The sequence below is a fragment of the Pedobacter lusitanus genome, assembly GCF_040026395.1.
GTDB lineage: Bacteria > Bacteroidota > Bacteroidia > Sphingobacteriales > Sphingobacteriaceae > Pedobacter > Pedobacter lusitanus.
In genome coordinates this window covers 3,437,426-3,453,891 of sequence record NZ_CP157278.1, presented here as the reverse complement: position 1 = coordinate 3,453,891, position 16,466 = coordinate 3,437,426, and the positions used below count along the sequence as shown (strand labels likewise).

Below are 16,466 nucleotides of genomic sequence, written 5' to 3'. Positions count from 1 at the left end.
AAAGCGTAGAAGATGAAAGAAATTAGCGTAGAAGAACTGAAACAAAAAATAGATAACAAGGAAGATTTTCAACTGATTGACGTAAGAGAAACTTTCGAATATGATACTTCAAATCTAAATGGAGAGAATATCCCTTTAGGAGGAATTCTGATTGAAGTAGATAAAATTGCTACTGATAAACCGGTAATTATGCAGTGCAGAAGTGGTAAACGCAGTGCAGCAGCAGTAATGCAACTGGAACAGCTTCACGGTTTTACAAATCTTTATAACCTAAAGGGTGGTATTCTTGCATGGCAAGCTGCATTTGATCCTGGTATGCCTGTTTATTAAGATGAAGAAGAAAATTGCATTAAATACATTTTACACGCTGGGTATAGTAATTTCAGTGATAGGTCTTAAGTGGGCTTTCCAGAATGCTAATTACCCGGTTGTTGGGTTATTAATCGCTACGGGTTTATTTTTTGTTTACCTGAAGATTAATATCGTCAAAGAAGTAAGAGCGAGTATTAAAGAAAAAGAAAATAGTCTGAAATCTTCCGTTAAGGACGAAACAAATTAGGCGAGAGACCTTTCAGCCCTAAACCTGGAAGGTCTTTTAATAGGTATCTGCCCTTTTCAAAGGCAGGCTGTTCAAATGGATTGTTCTTAGTCAGAAAAGGGCCGTCCAGATCCACCCAGTCACATAAAGGAGCTAAAGCCAGGCCAGCCTGGGTAGCGATCGAAGTTTCACTCATACAGCCAATCATCACTTTCATGCCGTAAGAGCGTGCCTTTAAAATCATTTGGTGTGCTTCATACATTCCTCCGCTTTTCATCAGCTTAATATTTATTCCGTGATAAGCTCCTTTAACATTGTCAATATCTGTTAATCTCTGGACTGCTTCGTCTGCAAGAATGGGAATAGGACTACGGCTCGTTAGCCAGGCATTACCCTCGGTGTTTTTTTTATCCATAGGCTGTTCAATCAATAAAACTCCCTGATCGTGGAGCCAGTAGATCAGATCTATAGCCATTTTGCGTTCTGTCCACCCCTGGTTAGCATCTACGTAAAGCGGTAAATCACTTACACTCCTGATGGTATTGATCAGTTCCTTATCATTTGCAGAGCCCAGTTTGATTTTAAGTACTTTGAAATCTTTAGCTCCGGCAACTTTTTCTTTAATGATTTCGGGTTTGTCCATGCCTATGGTATAAGAAGTGACGGGCATTTTAGCCGCATCTGCCTGATATATTTCAAAACAGGGTTTTTGCCGGATCTTTCCATTAATATCATTCAGTGCAATATCAATCGCAGCTTTTATCGCCGGGTTTCCTGCACTGATACTGTCCAGATAGGTAACGATCTCTTCAAAATTAAACGGAAAAGTAAAGCGGGCCCAGTCTACCTGATCCAGAAATGCTTCTGCTGAATTATAATTTTCGCCAAGATAAGGTACCATAGAAGCCTCGCCGTACCCATCCGTATTTTCATAAGTCAGCTTTAATAACAATAAAGGAGTACTTGTTCTGGTAAAACCAGTGATAGAAAACGGATGTTTAAGTTCAAGATTGTAAGAGATATGGACTGCTTGCATGTGTTTTAAAAGCTTTTGGTAATATCAAAGTTAAAAAATGGGTGCCTCGCCGAATGTAAAAATAATATCCCTAATATTGCGCTTAATATGAGTAACACAATCTATCAGCCGTTTAAAAACTTCGATTTTAAATTTAAAAACTGCTTTCTGAGCGGAGATACATTTGACGCACCCCTGATACAGACTAATATATTGCCTGCATGGTTGCTGGAAGTAGCTGATTTTAGTGGCGATGAACAGATTAAGTTATTGGATGAATCCATCAGATCATATAATACATTAAAGGTACCGGTAAGTGAAGAGGTATTGCTCGGTTTTATCGGTCCGCTGGAGGATAAGATTTCTGCGGCATTTGCAGACGGATTTGCAGGTGTTTCTAAACTGGATGAACTCGATTTATTTAAATGGGTAGGCAAGTTTCTGTATAGTCTGATTTATATTGAAATGAATGCTGCAGTCGGTTTACAGCAATTAAGTGATGACGGATTAAATATGTCGCAGGGGCTGATGCACAAATTCGGCAATTTGCAGACTATGATTCAGAGCATTTACCGAAGTGTAGTTTTTGAAGATTTTACGCCCTGGTCTTTAGTAATCGTTCCTTTGGAACAGCAGGATATTCCATTTAGTTTCAGAGATGAAATCAATACCCTTACTTTTTCTTTAAAACTTAAGGATTTTGGTATTATAGCCTGTTTACAGGATAACGGTACAAATAAAAGATATCATCAGGAGATTCTTGATCAGATTGGAGATCAGGCCGTGACAGATCAGCAATTTGAAGAGTTATGTGCGCGTTTCTTTTATTCAGCTTACCTGTTTAACCGTTTACCTGAATATACTATTATGCCAGTTGATGGATCAATCTATATTGATGCAATGCCCTTAAGAGGAACCACTAATAAGCCCCTGTTTGATGTTTGGCAGCATAAAACCTATGCACAGGTTCTGGAAACGTTCTGGAAACCGTGGGGTAACCTGTTGATGGAGATCAGAAAAGATCCTACGGCACCAACAAGTTATTTCAATCCGCCAAGTTTGCCGGCTACAGACTAAGCTCCGAAACGGGCGGCAACCGTTGTAATAAAATGCGGAATAATATTAGGAACGACTAATATGGTAATGATTATACCAGTAATCGCCCCAAATAAGTGCGCATCATGATTTATATTATCTCTCGAGTTTTTGGACATATAGTATGAATATACGAGATAAAGTACACCAAACAGCGCTGACCAGATAGGAACCGGTAAGGGGAAAATCATTAAAGTATTCAGCGGATAAAATAAAATATAGCTGAACAGCACAGCAGAAATTGCTCCTGAAGCTCCCAGACTATGATAATGAAAATCATCTTTATGTTTGATGACAGATGGGATATCGCTTAAGATCAGGCCAATAAAATAGATCAGTCCAAATCTCAGACTTCCAACCGTCGCTTCCAGTGAAAAAGCAAAGAAATAGAAAGTGAACATGTTAAATATCAGGTGCATCCAGCTTCCATGGATTAATCCGCTCGTTATCAGTGTATAAACGTTGTTTCTACGGTAAACACTATAAGGATGAAGCATGAACTTCCCGTAAAGAGAGCTGTCATTGAAGGCGTAAATACTGGTTACCAGAGTGAAAATGAAAATCAGGGAGGCAACAGGTGTGTTTATGAGATATTCTATCATATCGAATTTAATAATTAGTGCAATCTAGCAATTGGATAACGTAAATGTGTCTTTTCGTAATAATTTGAATTCTTATAAACAAACTCTAGTTGCGCCGAAGGGTTCTGTGCAAATGTATTATCACTTACTTTTTTCTGATTCAGTTTGGTTTTAAGATCTGGATTATCTTTTAACAGGCCAGCTGCCGTGTCTTCAAATACATAAGCAGAATAATGCTCTTTCTGATCCAGAATAGAATCGAAAAAGTTCCAGTTAAAAAAAGAATCAGTTGCCTGTGGCTCAAGTGTCTCCATGATATACCGGTTTTGTGGCTGGTCTACATAAACGATATAATCTCCCTTGTAGAAATTCAGGGTTTGTTTTTTTGTTGTTAGTTCAACATTATTATGAATATAATGACCTTCATAAGGTCTGGATGCTGTTTTATAGTCAGCGATGTAATAAACATCAACAGCCATTTCTTTATCTTCTTTTAATTCCTGAAGTTTTACACCGTTTAACTTCAGGAGATCGACAACTTTGTCCCATGCTTTTGGAATAACATAGGCAAGAGGTTTTTCTACTGTAAGTTGTGGTTCAAATTTATTCCAGTATTTAATAGTTTTGGTATAAGGGTCGTTTCTGTCATAATAGAGCCTGTCTGTGCCACTAACTTCGCTAGGCTTGTACTTGGCTGCAAATCCTTTAAATGTGAGCAGCTCATGAGTGTTTTCGTTTAGTTTCCAGCTTAGTGGAAATTCTTTTTGCCGGGAAGTTGCTTCATCAGCTTTGCGTTTATTTTCCCCAATGATTTTCGCGTCTCTGCTAACCAGATCTACATAAGTTTGGAGCAACTGATAAGTGGATTCTACCCTTTTCTGATAGGCTTTCAGCATATGTGTTTCTGGCATAAAGCCAATAGTATTATGCAGGGCCGCATAGCCTGTTGAATAGCGTGGGGTTTCCAGAAACCCGGTAATTCCCGCATCCGGCGTATTTTCAACGGAATTGATATAGGGAATCAGTTCGAACCCCTTTTTCTTCATTTCTTCATACAGGGCAGGAATCATCGTATCGGTCAGATAACCTGCAAGAATAGGGTTTAATTTGTCTTTTTGTGTAGGAATAAGTGTCATTGTATATTGATAATCCGCACCGTTACTGGTATGGGTATCTACAAAAATTTCCGGTTGCCAGTAATTGAATATTTCCTGAAAGGCGGCTGAGTTTTTAGAATCCGTTTTGATGAAATCTCTGTTCAGATCATAGTTTTTGCTGTTTCCTCTAAAACCATAAAGTTCAGGCCCATTCTGATTTGCTCTTGATGTACTGCTGCGGTTAAACGAGCCGTCTATATTATAAACCGGAATAATACAAATCACCACATTGTCAGGTAAGTTATTGTTTTTTAACAGATCTCTGGCCAGCATCATTGAAGCATCTATGCCCTCTGGCTCGCCAGGGTGAATGCCATTATTGATCAGTAATATTCTCTGATTGTTTTTTCTGATTTCGGCCGGATCAAAGACCTTGTTTTTCGATAAAACAAGGAGGTTAAGCGGTTTTCCGAAATCTGTAGTCCCATAGGAAAGAAATTTTGCCTGGGGAGATACCTTAGCCAGTTGCTTGTAAAAGTCAATGGCCTGCTGGTACGTTGCTGTTTGATTTTTGTTGCTTAACTCATAAGGTGTTTGCTGCGCAAATGTTTTCATCGTTATTGTAAGGATTAAAAACAGTAAAGAATATTTCATTTATAGGGTAATTAAAGACACGTTCGTTATCTTATAGGGTTAAAACGGTTTGAATCTCTTTTTATAGAGGCCGATTTTTCCAAAGTTGTATTTGACCCCAATGGAGTAAAAAGCATATATATCCGGATTCCCGGATTTGTGCCTTACGGATGAATCATCGTAACCATCCAGTCCTTCGCCCAGCGTCACATTCCCCTGGTAGTTGATGTTTAGCACATATCTGTAAAAACCATCGCGATCGGGGAAAAAGAAATTGATTCCCAGATTCACGGGGAAGTAAATATCTTTCGAAGCATTCTGACCCGGATAATAGATGGAAGGATCATTGGGGTTATTGCGGACTATTCCTTTCATCTTATTCTGAACAACTCCTACTCCACTACCAAGATACAGGCCCTTGAGTCTGCTGGAAATGCCAGTATAGTTAAAATCTATAAATTGTCCCAAAGATATTTTGCCGTTAACGGATATAGCCTGATATGAATTGATGAATTGCCTGTTGTAAGGATCGGTATGAACATTTCCACCGTTGATTTCCCCTTTCTGGAACTCCAGCCCCAGACTGATGTAAGGTGTAAACAAATAATCCAGCGTACCATACCCGGCCAGCCCGAAATCATGTTTTCTGACATCGGTAAAAGATTGCGTGACACCTGCACCAGCACCAATAGAAAGCTTATAGAAATTTGACTGTCCAAAAGACGGTAATGATAGGGCAAATAAAATTGTCGAAATAAGTATCCTTTTCAAGTTATGCTGATTGTTTATAGATAAAATATCATCTTTGGCTATCTTTAGACTTTTAAGGAAAGCTTAAAAATTTAAGATCAATAAGGCCTTTACTTTTTTAAAATTATGTTAAAATATCATAACACTGGTAATTCTTTGCAAAATAGATTTACCGAATACGTAAAAATAGATACACAATCTGATCCTGAGTCTGCCAGCATACCTTCTACAGAAAAACAGAAGAATCTGGGTAGGGTATTGGTTGCACAATTGCTGGAAATGGGCATAACAGATGCACATCTGGACGAATACGGCTATGTATATGCAACAATCCCGTCAAATACGACAAAAAATGTGCCGGTGATCTGCTTCTGCTCACATATGGATACTTCTCCTGACTGCAGCGGCTATGGTGTTAAACCTATTATCCATACTAATTATCAGGGGCAGGATCTGGTTCTTCCTGATGATCATACCGTGGTTTTGAGAATGAGTGAACACAGAGATCTGAAAGATCAGATAGGAAACGATATAATCACTGCCAGTGGCACTACTTTGCTGGGCGCAGATAATAAGGCCGGTGTAGCCGAAATTATGGAAGCAGCTGCTTTCCTGATGCAAAACCCGGAACATAAACATGGTAAAATCAGAATCCTTTTTACACCCGACGAAGAAATTGGCAGAGGAGTGGATAAAGCTGATCTGAAAAAATTAGGAGCTGACTTTGCCTATACGATAGATGGTGAAACCTGTGGTTCTATTGAAGATGAAACTTTTTCTGCAGATGGAGCGGTTCTGATTATAAACGGAATCAGTTCTCATCCCGGATTTGCCAGAGGTAAGATGGAAAGTGCAATCAAAATTCTGAGTGATATTATCAGTGCATTGCCAAAAGACAGATTAACACCAGAAGCGACTTCAAAAAAAGAAGGTTTTCTGCACCCGGTAACTATGCATGGAAATGTAGAACAGGCAGAAGCTCATTTTATTATCCGTGACTTTGACGATGCTTTACTGGCTGAACATGGCCGTACACTGGAGAGTATTGTTCAGCAGGTTATAGCTGCCTATCCGAATGCTACCTATGAACTGAAGATTAAAGAACAGTACCGTAACATGAAAAAAGTACTGGATCAGCATCCTCAGGTACTGGAGTACGGAGTTCTGGCTATTGAGCGTACTGGTATTCCTGTTAAAAGACAAAGTATCAGAGGTGGTACAGACGGTTCAAGACTGTCATTGATGGGATTGCCATGTCCAAATGTTTTTGCAGGTGAACACGCATTCCATGGTAAGCAGGAATGGGCTTCAGTACAGGATATGGAAAAAGCTGTAGAAACAATCATAAATATTGCCCTGATCTGGGAAGAAAAGAGCAACTAAATTATTTCAGATACATTGCTGCTAAAAGCTCATAAGAGCGTATCCGTTCTTCGAAACCTTCGGTTATCGTTACGGCCATCAGCTCATTTACCTTGTAGTCACTCAGCAATGTATCTATTTTTTCTTTCAGGACATCGGGCGTGCCAATCAGCATCCTTTGTCTGTGATGAGCTATTCTTTCCTGTTCAGCGTCATTATAGCTGATATGTTTAATATCATCATAACCAACCGGAAATAATCTGCCCCCTTTTTCAAGCTGAAGATATCTGTAATCCATTACAGCCTGCTGACGAAAGATCACTTCTTCATCTTCTGAACAGAATACACCCACGCCTACATTTACTACAGGTGCAGTTAAGTCAACTGATGGCTGGAAGCGATCGCGGTAAAGCTGTACAGATTCCGGTCCGCCTGCAGGGTTGATAAAATGAGCAAATGACATCCCCATTCCAAAATGTGCAGCGAATAAACCACTTTGCCCACTGGAACTTAATAACCACATTGGTGGAACAGTTAAGGCCTGCGGAATGGCAATGATTTTTTCCTGTATCGTGCCCGGTTCTGCTACATCATGCAAATAGTTTCTCAATTCGTTAAGCTGTTCTAAAAAATCCTGTTCTTTCCAGTGATTGGATGGATTAAGTACACTGGCCGTGATTCTGTCTGTGCCCGGAGCTCTGCCTAATCCCAGGTCAATTCTTCCCGGAAAGAGTATTTCAAGCATACGGAAATTTTCAGCTACTCTTAACGCACTGTGATTTGGAAGCATTACTCCTCCCGAACCCAGCTTTATGTTTTTAGTCTGACCTGCCAGATGCGCAATCAGAATTTCCGGAGTTGAACCTGCTAATGCTGTGGTATTATGGTGTTCAGAAACCCAGAATCGTGTATAACCTAGCTGATCTGCAAGTTTTGCAAGTTCGGTGGTTTCCAGTATAGCCTGTTGTGCGGTAACACCTTTTCTGACCGGTGACTGATCAAGAATACTTAAATGAATAGGACTAGTGCTCATATTGACAAATTGTATGGCAAAAATACAATCTGTGATTCTGATAAATGAGTTTACAGATTATTGTGACTTCCGGATTATTGAGTTACCCTCATTTCCGCAAGATACTGATCCTGGCCATCATCAAATAGCAGATGGCACTCCCATCCACATTCTTTAGCAATTTTTTTAAGGAGCTGCGGATCCAGGTAGAGCCAGTTAAACCATTCTCCTTTCTGACCTTCATATTCATACTGATAGGCTATCTCTCCGTGATACTTATCAGCGGGTTTTTCCATGTCTTCATATAAATAGGAGATGTCAGAAGTATCAAATAATAACTGTCCGTCTTCATTTAATAGTGATCTGGCATGAATAAGGAATGTTTTAAAGCCTTCCAGTGTACCTGTCAGCCCTATTCCGTTCATCAGAAATAATAAAGTATCAAATTTTTCACCCTGGTAACTAAAGATATCTCCCTGTGCGGCATTTTTGACACCCCTGGCTTTCATGATCTCTACCGCTACCGGTGAGATATCGAGTGCAGTGACATCAAAGCCACGTTCCTGCAGAATAAGTGCATGGCTGCCAGCTCCGCCACCAACATCCAGTACCCGTCCTTCACAAAGATCCATTGCTTCCAGTTCTATGTCCGGCATTTCTTCTTCTGTTCGAAAAAAGATATCTACTGGCATCTCTTCCGGTTCATCGTAAGAATTGTGCAGCCATAAAGTTGCTGCTGTACCACTGGTAAACTGATCTTGTAAAGCTTTTCCGAAAACGTCCATCGGCGCAAAGGTATCAAATTATTTTTTTCTGATCAGCGATCTCCATGCCCTGCTTCTGCAGATTTATACGACGTTATAGGCTACCTGAGTCTCACAGTCAAATACCTGATGATATTCAGGGATAGCCACATGTTTAAAACCATGATCATTCAGTCTTTTGGCGAACTTCTGCTGTACCGGATATTCTCCATGTACAAGGAAGAGCTGTTTAACCTTTGATGGATCCTGAGAAGAAAGAAACTGAATTAAGTCTTCATAATCTCCATGGGCACTCATGGACTGAATAGAGCGTACTTCTGCGAGTACCTGAAGGTTCTGTCTGAACAGATATACTGTTTTATCTCCGGCCAGTAATCTGCCTGCAAGTGAACCGGGAGAAGCATAACCTACCATTAAAATGGTGTTTTTCTGATCACCTATGGTATTGTTGATATGATGTCTTACTCTTCCACCTTCGGCCATGCCTGACGAAGAAATAATTACGCAGGGTCTGTGATCGTTGTTCAGTGCTTTGGATTCTTCTACACTTTCAATGAATCTGAGTCCTTTGAAATTAAACGGATCCTCATCTATTTTCAGCACTTCCTTTACCCCGTTGTTATAGACTTCCGGGTGATTTTTTAATACCTGGGTGGCCTGAGCAGATAAGGGACTGTCTACATAAAAAGGGACATCCGGTAATTTGTGTTTAAGCTCCAGATTGTTCAGTGCGTATAATAACTCCTGAGTTCTGCCGACACTGAATGCAGGAATAACCACTTTCCCTTTTTTATCTATACAGGTATGTCTGATAATTTCCAGCAGCATATTCTCGATTGGTTCGAGGTCTTTATGCAGTGAATCGCCATAGGTAGACTCCATAATAATGTAGTCTGCCTGTGAAAAAGTTTGCGGGCTTTTTAGTAAAAGATCTCCATAACGGCCAACATCACCACTAAAAGTAAGACGGGTTGATTCACCATCTTCTCTGATCGTCAGGTGTACGGCCGCACTGCCTACAATATGTCCCGCATCAGTGAAACATACTTTCACCTCAGGGCAGATGTCAAAATCTGTATCATAGTCAACAGTTTTGAACTGACTTAATGTTTTGATTACATCATCATCAGTATAAAGCGGCTCTTCCGCTTCTTCGCCCTGTTGCCTTTTTTTGTTTGCATATTCAGCATCCTGCATCTGAATTTTTGCCGAGTCCAGTAAAAGGATTCTCGCGAGATCCATTGTGGAAGGAGTACAAAAGATGTTTCCCGTGAAACCTTCTGCAACTAAACGGGGCAGCAGTCCGCAATGATCAATGTGAGCATGCGAAAGTATCATATAAGTAACTGCCGATGGATCAAATCCGAAATAGCTGTTGAGTTTCTCTGTCGCCTCTCCCATGCCCTGAAACATGCCGCAGTCCAGTAGTATTTGTATATTATTTTTTAAAGTAATAAGGTGTTTACTACCGGTAACGGCGCGTGCAGCGCCATGAAAAGCGATTTTCATCTTTTATATTTAGGTATAATAGTTAATAATGCCACCGGTAAGCGCCGGTGGCATCTATGGGGTTAAATGAGCATTAAGCTCTTACTTTTGCAATTTTGTCTTTTACAGTATCAGCAACATCGGACAACCTGTCTTTAGAAGCATCCAGTAAGTCGCAGAACCAGTCTGTTACTTTATCTTTTACATCATCACTTTTGTCTGAAGATAAGATCAATGCTACCGCGGCACCCAGGGCAGCTCCTGCCAATATACCTGCAACTATTTTTGTTTCTTTTGTCATAATAATTGTCTTTTATAATAGTGTAACAATATGCGAATAAAAAGGTTCTTGAAAACTGTTAATTTTATATAATAAACGTGGTTTTTGAAAAACATATACATGCTTGGAGCTTTATCTTATCTGAACCTGATATTTGCAGTCCTTTATTTTCTGGCCTACCTGCTGAACGGAAACCGTTTGGTCGTTTTGGGTTTGCTGATTGTTATTGTCTTTAACTGGATGGCTCTGCGTAATCTGGAAATCCGGCAGAGGCAGTGGTCAGCTTTCCAGTGGCTGGCGGCACTGATAACTATATTATATGCTTTTTATATGGGATATGGTGCTGTTCTGCTGTTGCTGGATGCTATTCGTTATCAATATTATCCTGCAGCAGCAATTCTGCTCATTTTATCAGGGTTAATATTCTCATTTACTATCATTTTGCAGCTTTTTGCCGGGCTGTATCAAAAAACAAATAAAAAAAGTGATTAACTATTTGACAATTAAACATATTAATCTATCTTTGCAGTCCCTAAATCCTAGGGAGAAAAAATAATTGTTTAACAAATTAAATACAAGCAAGTGAATACGTTAAGTTACAAAACTGTCTCTGCCAATGCTAAAACTGTTAACAAACAGTGGATTGTTGTTGATGCACAAGGCGAGATTTTGGGGCGCTTGTCATCGAAGATCGCAATGATCATCCGTGGTAAAAACAAGCCTGAGTACACCCCACACGTAGACTGCGGCGATAATGTGATCGTTATCAATGCGGACAAGATTAAGTTGACCGGAAACAAAATGAATGATAAACAGTATATCTCATATACTGGATATCCAGGTGGTCAGCGTTTCATCTCTCCAAAAGAGTTATTGGCGAAACATCCTACGCGTGTAGTAGAAAAAGCAGTTCGTGGTATGTTACCTAAAACAAAATTAGGTAAGAAATTATACACTAACCTTTTTGTTTATGCAGGTACTGAGCATCCTCATGCAGCACAATCACCAAAAACCATTACACTTTAATTAAAGGAAGAAAGAAATGTCAGTTACTAACACTTCAGGAAGAAGAAAAACTGCTGTTGCAAGAATCTACATGAAAGAGGGCAACGGTACAATTACTGTAAACAGTAAAGATCACAAAGTATATTTCCCTACATTACCATTACAATATATTGTAAACCAAAGTTTTGAAGTTTCAGAACTTGCTGGTCAGTATGATGTTCAGGTAAACGTAGCAGGAGGTGGTATTAAAGGCCAGGCAGAAGCTGTTCGTTTAGCGATTGCTAAAGCTATTGTTGAAATAGATGCTGAGAAAAAACCGGCATTACGTGCTAAAGGGTTAATGACCCGTGATATGCGTATGGTTGAACGTAAGAAACCAGGACGTAAGAAAGCTCGTAAAAAGTTCCAATTCAGTAAACGTTAATCTCAAGGAGGACAAAGACAATGGCAAGAACAACATATCAAGACTTATTGGATGCAGGTGTACACTTTGGTCACCTTACCCGCAAATGGAATCCAAAAATGGCACCATATATTTTTATGGAGCGCAATGGAATTCACATTATAGATTTAAACAAAACTTTAACTAAAACTGAAGAAGCTGCTTCAGCGATCAAACAGATCGTAAAATCAGGTCGTAAGATCTTATTTGTAGCGACTAAGAAACAAGCTAAAGAAATCGTTGCTGATCAAGCAAAAAAAGTAAACATGCCTTTCGTAACTGAGCGTTGGTTAGGTGGTATGTTAACTAACTTCCAAACTGTACGTAAGTCAATCAAAAAGATGTCTAACATCGATAAAATGACTAAAGACGGTACTTACTCTATTCTTTCTAAGAAAGAGCGTTTGATGATCCAGCGTGAGCGTATTAAATTAGAAAGCCTATTAGGTGGTATCGCGGATTTAAACCGTTTACCAGCTGCTATCTTTTTAATTGACGTTAAAAAAGAGCACATCGCTGTTAGCGAAGCGTTGAAATTAAACATTCCAACTTTCGCAATGGTTGATACTAACTCTGATCCTTCTAACATCGATTTCCCTATTCCAGCGAATGATGATGCAACTAAATCTATCTCTTTAATTACTGATGTTATCATCAAAGCAATTGAAGAAGGTTTAGATGAGCGTAAACGTGAAAAAGATGATGAAGCTGAAAAAGAAGCTGTAGCTGCTAAAACTGCTGCTGATGCTCCTGAAACTGCTGCACCTGGCGCTAGAAGAGCAAGAAAAGAAAATGCTGAAACTGAAGAAGGTACAAGCGAAGCATAAATAATATATTTTTGGGTTGTATGTTGTGCGTTGCGGGTTTTACTTACAACATGCAATGTACAACCCATAATTTTTTAGATAAAAACTTAAAAAAGAAAATAAAATGTCAGTACAAATTTCTGCAGCAGATGTAAACAAATTACGCCAACAGACCGGTGCCGGTATGATGGATTGCAAAAAAGCATTAATAGAGGCCAATGGCGATTTCGAAGCTGCGGTTGATTACTTACGTAAAAAAGGAGCTAAAGTTGCAGCAAGTCGTCAGGATCGTGATTCTAACGAAGGTGTTGTAATCGCAAAAGCTACAGCTGACGGTAAACGTGGTGTTGTAGTTGAATTAAACTGCGAAACAGATTTCGTAGCTAAAAATGCTGATTTCATCGCTTTAGCAAATAAATTCACTGATTTAGCTGTAGAGAAAAACCCAGCTACTTTAGAAGAATTATTAGCTCTTGAAATTGATGGTCAGAAAGTTTCTGATATCATCGTTGAAAATACTGGTAAAATCGGAGAGAAAATTGGTATCTCTAAATTTGAAACAGTATCAGGCGAGAAAGTTATCCCTTACATCCACGGTAACTACCGTTTAGGTGTTTTGGTTGCTTTAAACCAGGCAGTTGCTGGTGCTGATGAAGCTGGAAAAGATGTAGCGATGCAAATTGCTGCAATGAATCCGGTTGCTTTAGACAAAGCAGATGTTGACACACACACTATCGAGCGTGAAATGGAAATTGCTAAAGAGCAAATCCGTGCAGAAGGTAAACCAGAAGAAATGGTTGAGAAAATTGCTGCAGGTAAACTGAACAAGTTTTACAAAGACAGTACTTTATTAAACCAGGAATTTGTTAAGGATTCTTCTAAAGACGTTCGTAAATTTTTAAATGACACAGCTAAAGATTTAACTGTTACAGCATTTAAACGTGTTCAATTAGGATCATAGTTCCTTCATGATAAATTAAAAGGTCCCTTATTTTAAGGGACTTTTTTTTGCCCTGTATTTTTTGCCATATTTAGCAATGATATAGTTTCTCGGATTTTGCTCTCAAGGAAGCTTAGAATAAGTTATCGGCTGAATTTTAATTTTCAGCGTATTAAAAATAAAATATGATAGCCATTAAGAACTCGAAATTTTTTAAAGATGAGGAGCTGATTACCGATGCAACTGTTTTAATTGCAGAAGGAGTAATTCAGGACATTACGAAAGATGCTGTACCTGCCGGATATGAGGTAATTGATGGTCAGGGAAGTTATCTTTCTCCGGGGTTTATTGATCTGCAGATCTACGGTAGTGGTGGGAATTTATTCTCTGCCTATCCCACAGCAGATACCCTGAAACAAATGGACGAGGACCTGATCAGTAAGGGAACTACAGGTTTTTTAGTTTGTTTAGCAACAAATACGCTTGAAACATTTAAAAGGGCTATTGAAGCTGCCAAAGCTTATCAGTCACAGGCCCGGGCTTTTTTAGGCCTGCATCTGGAGGGACCTTATTTAAATCCCGGAAGATTAGGGGCACATCCGCTTGAATATGTTCATAAAGCAACCCTTGAAGAAGTAAAGTGGTTACTGGATGATGCTGATGGGGTGGTTAAAATGATGACTATTGCACATGAACTACAAGATGATGCGGTAATAGAATACCTGCTGGAACAGGGTATAGTCCTTTCCCTTGGACATAGCAATGCTGATTTTGAGCAGGCAAATCATGCTTTTGGCAGCGGCTTTACAACAACAACGCATTTATATAATGCAATGCCTTCTATTCACCACAGAAATCCGGGTTTGCCCGCAGCTGTATTTAATCATCCTACAGCTATGGCCAGTATTATAGCCGATGGAGCACATGTTGATCTGGAGATTATTAAAATGACTTATAAGCTGATGCCAGAAAGACTTTTTCTGATAACGGATGCAGTTACGGCCTGTACAATTGGGCCATATAAACATCAGCTGGAAGGATCCAGATATGTAACACCGGAGGGAACTATATCCGGATCTAATATCACCTTACTCGATGCAGTGAATAACTGTGTTAAACATTGTCATATACCCCTATCTGCAGCTATAAATATGGCTTCATTGCGCCCGGCGGAAGTTTTGAAGATAGACGATCGTTATGGACAGATTGCCATTGGAAAGGTGGCAGATTTATTGCTGATTACGGACAATCTGACCTTACAAAAGGTTTTTGCTGGTGGTTTATTAAACGTTTAAACATTTCAGCTTAATAATTAAAACAAATAGTTATTTTTGGAGTCATGAAGTATAAAAGGATCCTACTCAAGTTAAGCGGAGAATCGCTAATGGGCGAAAAGCAATATGGTATTGATAATGACCGCGTTAAGCAATACGCAGAAGATATTAAAGCTGTTCATGCACAGGGCCTGGAAATTGCAATTGTTATAGGTGGGGGTAATATTTTCAGAGGTTTGAGTGCAGAGAAATCAGGAATGGATCGCGCACAGGCTGATTATATGGGAATGTTAGCTACAGTAATCAACAGTATGGCTTTACAGGATGCACTGGAAAAAGTAGGACTTAAAACAAGATTACTTACAGCAATTAAAATGGAGCAGATCTGTGAACCATTTATCCGCAGAAGAGCGGTAAGACACCTTGAAAAAGGACGTGTTGTTATATTTGGTGCGGGTACGGGAAATCCTTACTTCACTACAGATTCTGCTGCTGCGCTGCGGGCAATTGAAATTAAGGCAGATGTTGTACTGAAAGGTACAAGAGTAGATGGCATCTATACTGCAGATCCTGAAAAAGATCCATCAGCAGTCCGCTATAATGAAATCTCTTTCAAAGAAGTTTATGCGAAAGGATTAAATGTTATGGATATGACTGCCTTTACACTTTGCGAAGAAAATGAGCTTCCTATTATCGTTTTCGATATGAACAAGACAGGAAACTTTATGAAAATTGCCCAGGGTGAAGAAATTGGCACACTGGTAAAAGGCTAAATTTAATACAAATATATTTTTTTGATAAAAAGCACAAATTATGAACGACCTCATAAAGAAACAACTACAAGATGCTCAGGCAACAATGGACAAAGCGATTGCTCATTGTGAAACTGAATTGACTAAAATACGTGCGGGTAAAGCTTCAGTGGGTATGCTGGATGGAATTATGGTTGACTATTATGGTAGCCCGACTGGTTTGAGCCAGGTGGCAAGTTTGACCACTCCGGATGCACGTACTATTCTGCTTCAGCCATGGGAAAAAAACATGTTAGTTCCTATTGAGCGTGCAATTATGGAAGCGAATATCGGGATCAACCCACAGAATGATGGTGTTGTTATCCGTCTGGTAGTTCCTCCATTAACAGAAGAGCGTAGAAAAGACCTGGTAAAAAAGGTTAAAGAAGAGGCTGAGCGTGGTCGTATCACTGTTCGTAACATTCGTAAAGATGCGAATGAGAAGATCAAAAGATTGAAAGGTGAAGGCGTTTCTGATGATGAAATCAAGACAGGTGAAGGAGAAGTACAGAAAATGACGGATCTTTATATTGTTAAGGTAGATAAACATGCCGAAGCAAAAGAGAAAGACGTAATGACTGTATAAGTCTGAA

General features: G+C 39.4%; 20 protein-coding genes. 12 read left to right on the top strand and 8 right to left on the bottom strand.

Annotated elements, in window-relative coordinates; translation table 11 throughout:
- The first annotated feature begins 12 nt into the window (after positions 1 to 12).
- On the top strand, positions 13 to 330 hold the full coding sequence (locus PL_RS14805) for a rhodanese-like domain-containing protein (RefSeq protein ID WP_041882987.1): 318 nt from the start codon (positions 13 to 15) through the stop codon (positions 328 to 330).
- Between the two features lies 1 nt (position 331).
- The gene (locus PL_RS14800) at positions 332 to 559 is read left to right on the top strand and encodes a DUF6358 family protein (RefSeq protein WP_041882988.1); all 228 of its coding nucleotides are present in this window, start codon (positions 332 to 334) and stop codon (positions 557 to 559) included.
- On the opposite strand, the gene PL_RS14795 is transcribed toward PL_RS14800, so the two are convergent.
- Positions 540 to 1,574: a dipeptide epimerase gene (locus PL_RS14795; RefSeq protein ID WP_348619801.1), complete on the bottom strand. Its 1,035-nt coding sequence runs from the start codon at positions 1,572 to 1,574 to the stop codon at positions 540 to 542. The genes PL_RS14800 and PL_RS14795 overlap by 20 nt on opposite strands.
- An 87-nt stretch (positions 1,575 to 1,661) precedes the next feature.
- Between PL_RS14795 and PL_RS14790 the strand changes: the two genes are divergently transcribed.
- Positions 1,662 to 2,630 (top strand): hypothetical protein, encoded by a 969-nt coding sequence (locus PL_RS14790; protein WP_041882989.1) that lies wholly within the window; start codon positions 1,662 to 1,664, stop codon positions 2,628 to 2,630.
- On the opposite strand, the gene PL_RS14785 is transcribed toward PL_RS14790, so the two are convergent.
- The 3 genes from PL_RS14785 to PL_RS14775 are packed head-to-tail and all read right to left on the bottom strand — an operon-like array spanning position 2,627 to position 5,730.
- The gene (locus PL_RS14785; protein ID WP_041882990.1) at positions 2,627 to 3,250 is read right to left on the bottom strand and encodes a rhomboid family intramembrane serine protease; all 624 of its coding nucleotides are present in this window, start codon (positions 3,248 to 3,250) and stop codon (positions 2,627 to 2,629) included. The genes PL_RS14790 and PL_RS14785 overlap by 4 nt on opposite strands.
- Before the next feature lie 14 nt (positions 3,251 to 3,264).
- Entirely contained in the window at positions 3,265 to 4,980 is a 1,716-nt protein-coding gene (locus tag PL_RS14780; RefSeq protein ID WP_041882991.1) for a M14 family metallopeptidase, read from the bottom strand.
- A 39-nt stretch (positions 4,981 to 5,019) separates the two neighbouring features.
- Positions 5,020 to 5,730, bottom strand: coding sequence for a hypothetical protein (locus PL_RS14775; protein WP_235324556.1), 711 nt, complete (start codon positions 5,728 to 5,730; stop codon positions 5,020 to 5,022).
- Between the two features lie 105 nt (positions 5,731 to 5,835).
- Here PL_RS14775 and pepT point away from each other — a divergent pair, with 105 nt between their 5' ends.
- The gene (gene pepT / locus PL_RS14770) at positions 5,836 to 7,092 is read left to right on the top strand and encodes a peptidase T (protein WP_041882992.1); all 1,257 of its coding nucleotides are present in this window, start codon (positions 5,836 to 5,838) and stop codon (positions 7,090 to 7,092) included.
- Between the two features lies 1 nt (position 7,093).
- Here the strand turns inward: pepT and PL_RS14765 are convergent, their stop codons facing one another.
- The 4 genes from PL_RS14765 to PL_RS14750 all read right to left on the bottom strand — a co-directional run bounded on the left by PL_RS14765 (position 7,094) and on the right by PL_RS14750 (position 10,636).
- Entirely contained in the window at positions 7,094 to 8,104 is a 1,011-nt protein-coding gene (locus PL_RS14765; protein WP_041882993.1) for an LLM class flavin-dependent oxidoreductase, read from the bottom strand.
- Positions 8,105 to 8,178: 74 nt separating this feature from the next.
- Complete coding sequence (locus PL_RS14760; protein ID WP_041882994.1) at positions 8,179 to 8,868, bottom strand: class I SAM-dependent methyltransferase; 690 nt, start codon at positions 8,866 to 8,868, stop codon at positions 8,179 to 8,181.
- 63 nt (positions 8,869 to 8,931) lie between these two features.
- Positions 8,932 to 10,356 carry an MBL fold metallo-hydrolase RNA specificity domain-containing protein gene (locus tag PL_RS14755; protein WP_041882996.1) on the bottom strand — a complete coding sequence of 475 codons (1,425 nt, stop codon included), beginning with the start codon at positions 10,354 to 10,356 and terminating at the stop codon, positions 8,932 to 8,934.
- A 73-nt stretch (positions 10,357 to 10,429) separates the two neighbouring features.
- Positions 10,430 to 10,636: a YtxH domain-containing protein gene (locus tag PL_RS14750; RefSeq protein ID WP_041882997.1), complete on the bottom strand. Its 207-nt coding sequence runs from the start codon at positions 10,634 to 10,636 to the stop codon at positions 10,430 to 10,432.
- A gap of 84 nt (positions 10,637 to 10,720) precedes the next feature.
- Between PL_RS14750 and PL_RS14745 the strand changes: the two genes are divergently transcribed.
- From PL_RS14745 to frr, 8 genes are all read left to right on the top strand, one after another.
- On the top strand, positions 10,721 to 11,107 hold the full coding sequence (locus tag PL_RS14745) for a hypothetical protein (RefSeq protein WP_152620331.1): 387 nt from the start codon (positions 10,721 to 10,723) through the stop codon (positions 11,105 to 11,107).
- A gap of 90 nt (positions 11,108 to 11,197) precedes the next feature.
- Positions 11,198 to 11,641 carry a 50S ribosomal protein L13 gene (rplM, locus tag PL_RS14740; protein WP_041882999.1) on the top strand — a complete coding sequence of 148 codons (444 nt, stop codon included), beginning with the start codon at positions 11,198 to 11,200 and terminating at the stop codon, positions 11,639 to 11,641.
- A 16-nt stretch (positions 11,642 to 11,657) separates the two neighbouring features.
- A complete protein-coding gene (gene rpsI / locus PL_RS14735; RefSeq protein ID WP_041883000.1) occupies positions 11,658 to 12,044 on the top strand; it encodes a 30S ribosomal protein S9 in 387 nt (128 codons plus the stop codon).
- Positions 12,045 to 12,064: 20 nt separating this feature from the next.
- Positions 12,065 to 12,889, top strand: a complete 825-nt coding sequence (rpsB, locus tag PL_RS14730; protein ID WP_041883002.1) for a 30S ribosomal protein S2 — start codon at positions 12,065 to 12,067, stop codon at positions 12,887 to 12,889.
- A 103-nt stretch (positions 12,890 to 12,992) separates the two neighbouring features.
- Entirely contained in the window at positions 12,993 to 13,829 is an 837-nt protein-coding gene (gene tsf, locus PL_RS14725) for a translation elongation factor Ts (protein WP_041883003.1), read from the top strand.
- Positions 13,830 to 13,993: 164 nt separating this feature from the next.
- Positions 13,994 to 15,103 carry an N-acetylglucosamine-6-phosphate deacetylase gene (gene nagA / locus PL_RS14720; RefSeq protein WP_041883004.1) on the top strand — a complete coding sequence of 370 codons (1,110 nt, stop codon included), beginning with the start codon at positions 13,994 to 13,996 and terminating at the stop codon, positions 15,101 to 15,103.
- A gap of 44 nt (positions 15,104 to 15,147) precedes the next feature.
- Positions 15,148 to 15,855 (top strand): UMP kinase, encoded by a 708-nt coding sequence (gene pyrH, locus PL_RS14715; protein ID WP_041883005.1) that lies wholly within the window; start codon positions 15,148 to 15,150, stop codon positions 15,853 to 15,855.
- A gap of 40 nt (positions 15,856 to 15,895) precedes the next feature.
- Positions 15,896 to 16,459, top strand: coding sequence for a ribosome recycling factor (gene frr, locus PL_RS14710; protein ID WP_041883007.1), 564 nt, complete (start codon positions 15,896 to 15,898; stop codon positions 16,457 to 16,459).
- The last annotated feature ends 7 nt before the right edge of the window (positions 16,460 to 16,466 follow it).

Coding starts and splice junctions, on each gene's coding strand:
- PL_RS14805 (WP_041882987.1), top strand. CDS start 13: ATGAAAGAAATTAGCGTAGAAGAACTGAAACAAAAAATAGATAACAAG.
- PL_RS14800 (WP_041882988.1), top strand. CDS start 332: ATGAAGAAGAAAATTGCATTAAATACATTTTACACGCTGGGTATAGTA.
- PL_RS14795 (WP_348619801.1), bottom strand. CDS start 1,574: ATGCAAGCAGTCCATATCTCTTACAATCTTGAACTTAAACATCCGTTT.
- PL_RS14790 (WP_041882989.1), top strand. CDS start 1,662: ATGAGTAACACAATCTATCAGCCGTTTAAAAACTTCGATTTTAAATTT.
- PL_RS14785 (WP_041882990.1), bottom strand. CDS start 3,250: ATGATAGAATATCTCATAAACACACCTGTTGCCTCCCTGATTTTCATT.
- PL_RS14780 (WP_041882991.1), bottom strand. CDS start 4,980: ATGAAATATTCTTTACTGTTTTTAATCCTTACAATAACGATGAAAACA.
- pepT (WP_041882992.1), top strand. CDS start 5,836: ATGTTAAAATATCATAACACTGGTAATTCTTTGCAAAATAGATTTACC.
- PL_RS14765 (WP_041882993.1), bottom strand. CDS start 8,104: ATGAGCACTAGTCCTATTCATTTAAGTATTCTTGATCAGTCACCGGTC.
- PL_RS14760 (WP_041882994.1), bottom strand. CDS start 8,868: ATGGACGTTTTCGGAAAAGCTTTACAAGATCAGTTTACCAGTGGTACA.
- PL_RS14755 (WP_041882996.1), bottom strand. CDS start 10,356: ATGAAAATCGCTTTTCATGGCGCTGCACGCGCCGTTACCGGTAGTAAA.
- PL_RS14750 (WP_041882997.1), bottom strand. CDS start 10,636: ATGACAAAAGAAACAAAAATAGTTGCAGGTATATTGGCAGGAGCTGCC.
- rpsI (WP_041883000.1), top strand. CDS start 11,658: ATGTCAGTTACTAACACTTCAGGAAGAAGAAAAACTGCTGTTGCAAGA.
- rpsB (WP_041883002.1), top strand. CDS start 12,065: ATGGCAAGAACAACATATCAAGACTTATTGGATGCAGGTGTACACTTT.
- tsf (WP_041883003.1), top strand. CDS start 12,993: ATGTCAGTACAAATTTCTGCAGCAGATGTAAACAAATTACGCCAACAG.
- nagA (WP_041883004.1), top strand. CDS start 13,994: ATGATAGCCATTAAGAACTCGAAATTTTTTAAAGATGAGGAGCTGATT.
- pyrH (WP_041883005.1), top strand. CDS start 15,148: ATGAAGTATAAAAGGATCCTACTCAAGTTAAGCGGAGAATCGCTAATG.
- frr (WP_041883007.1), top strand. CDS start 15,896: ATGAACGACCTCATAAAGAAACAACTACAAGATGCTCAGGCAACAATG.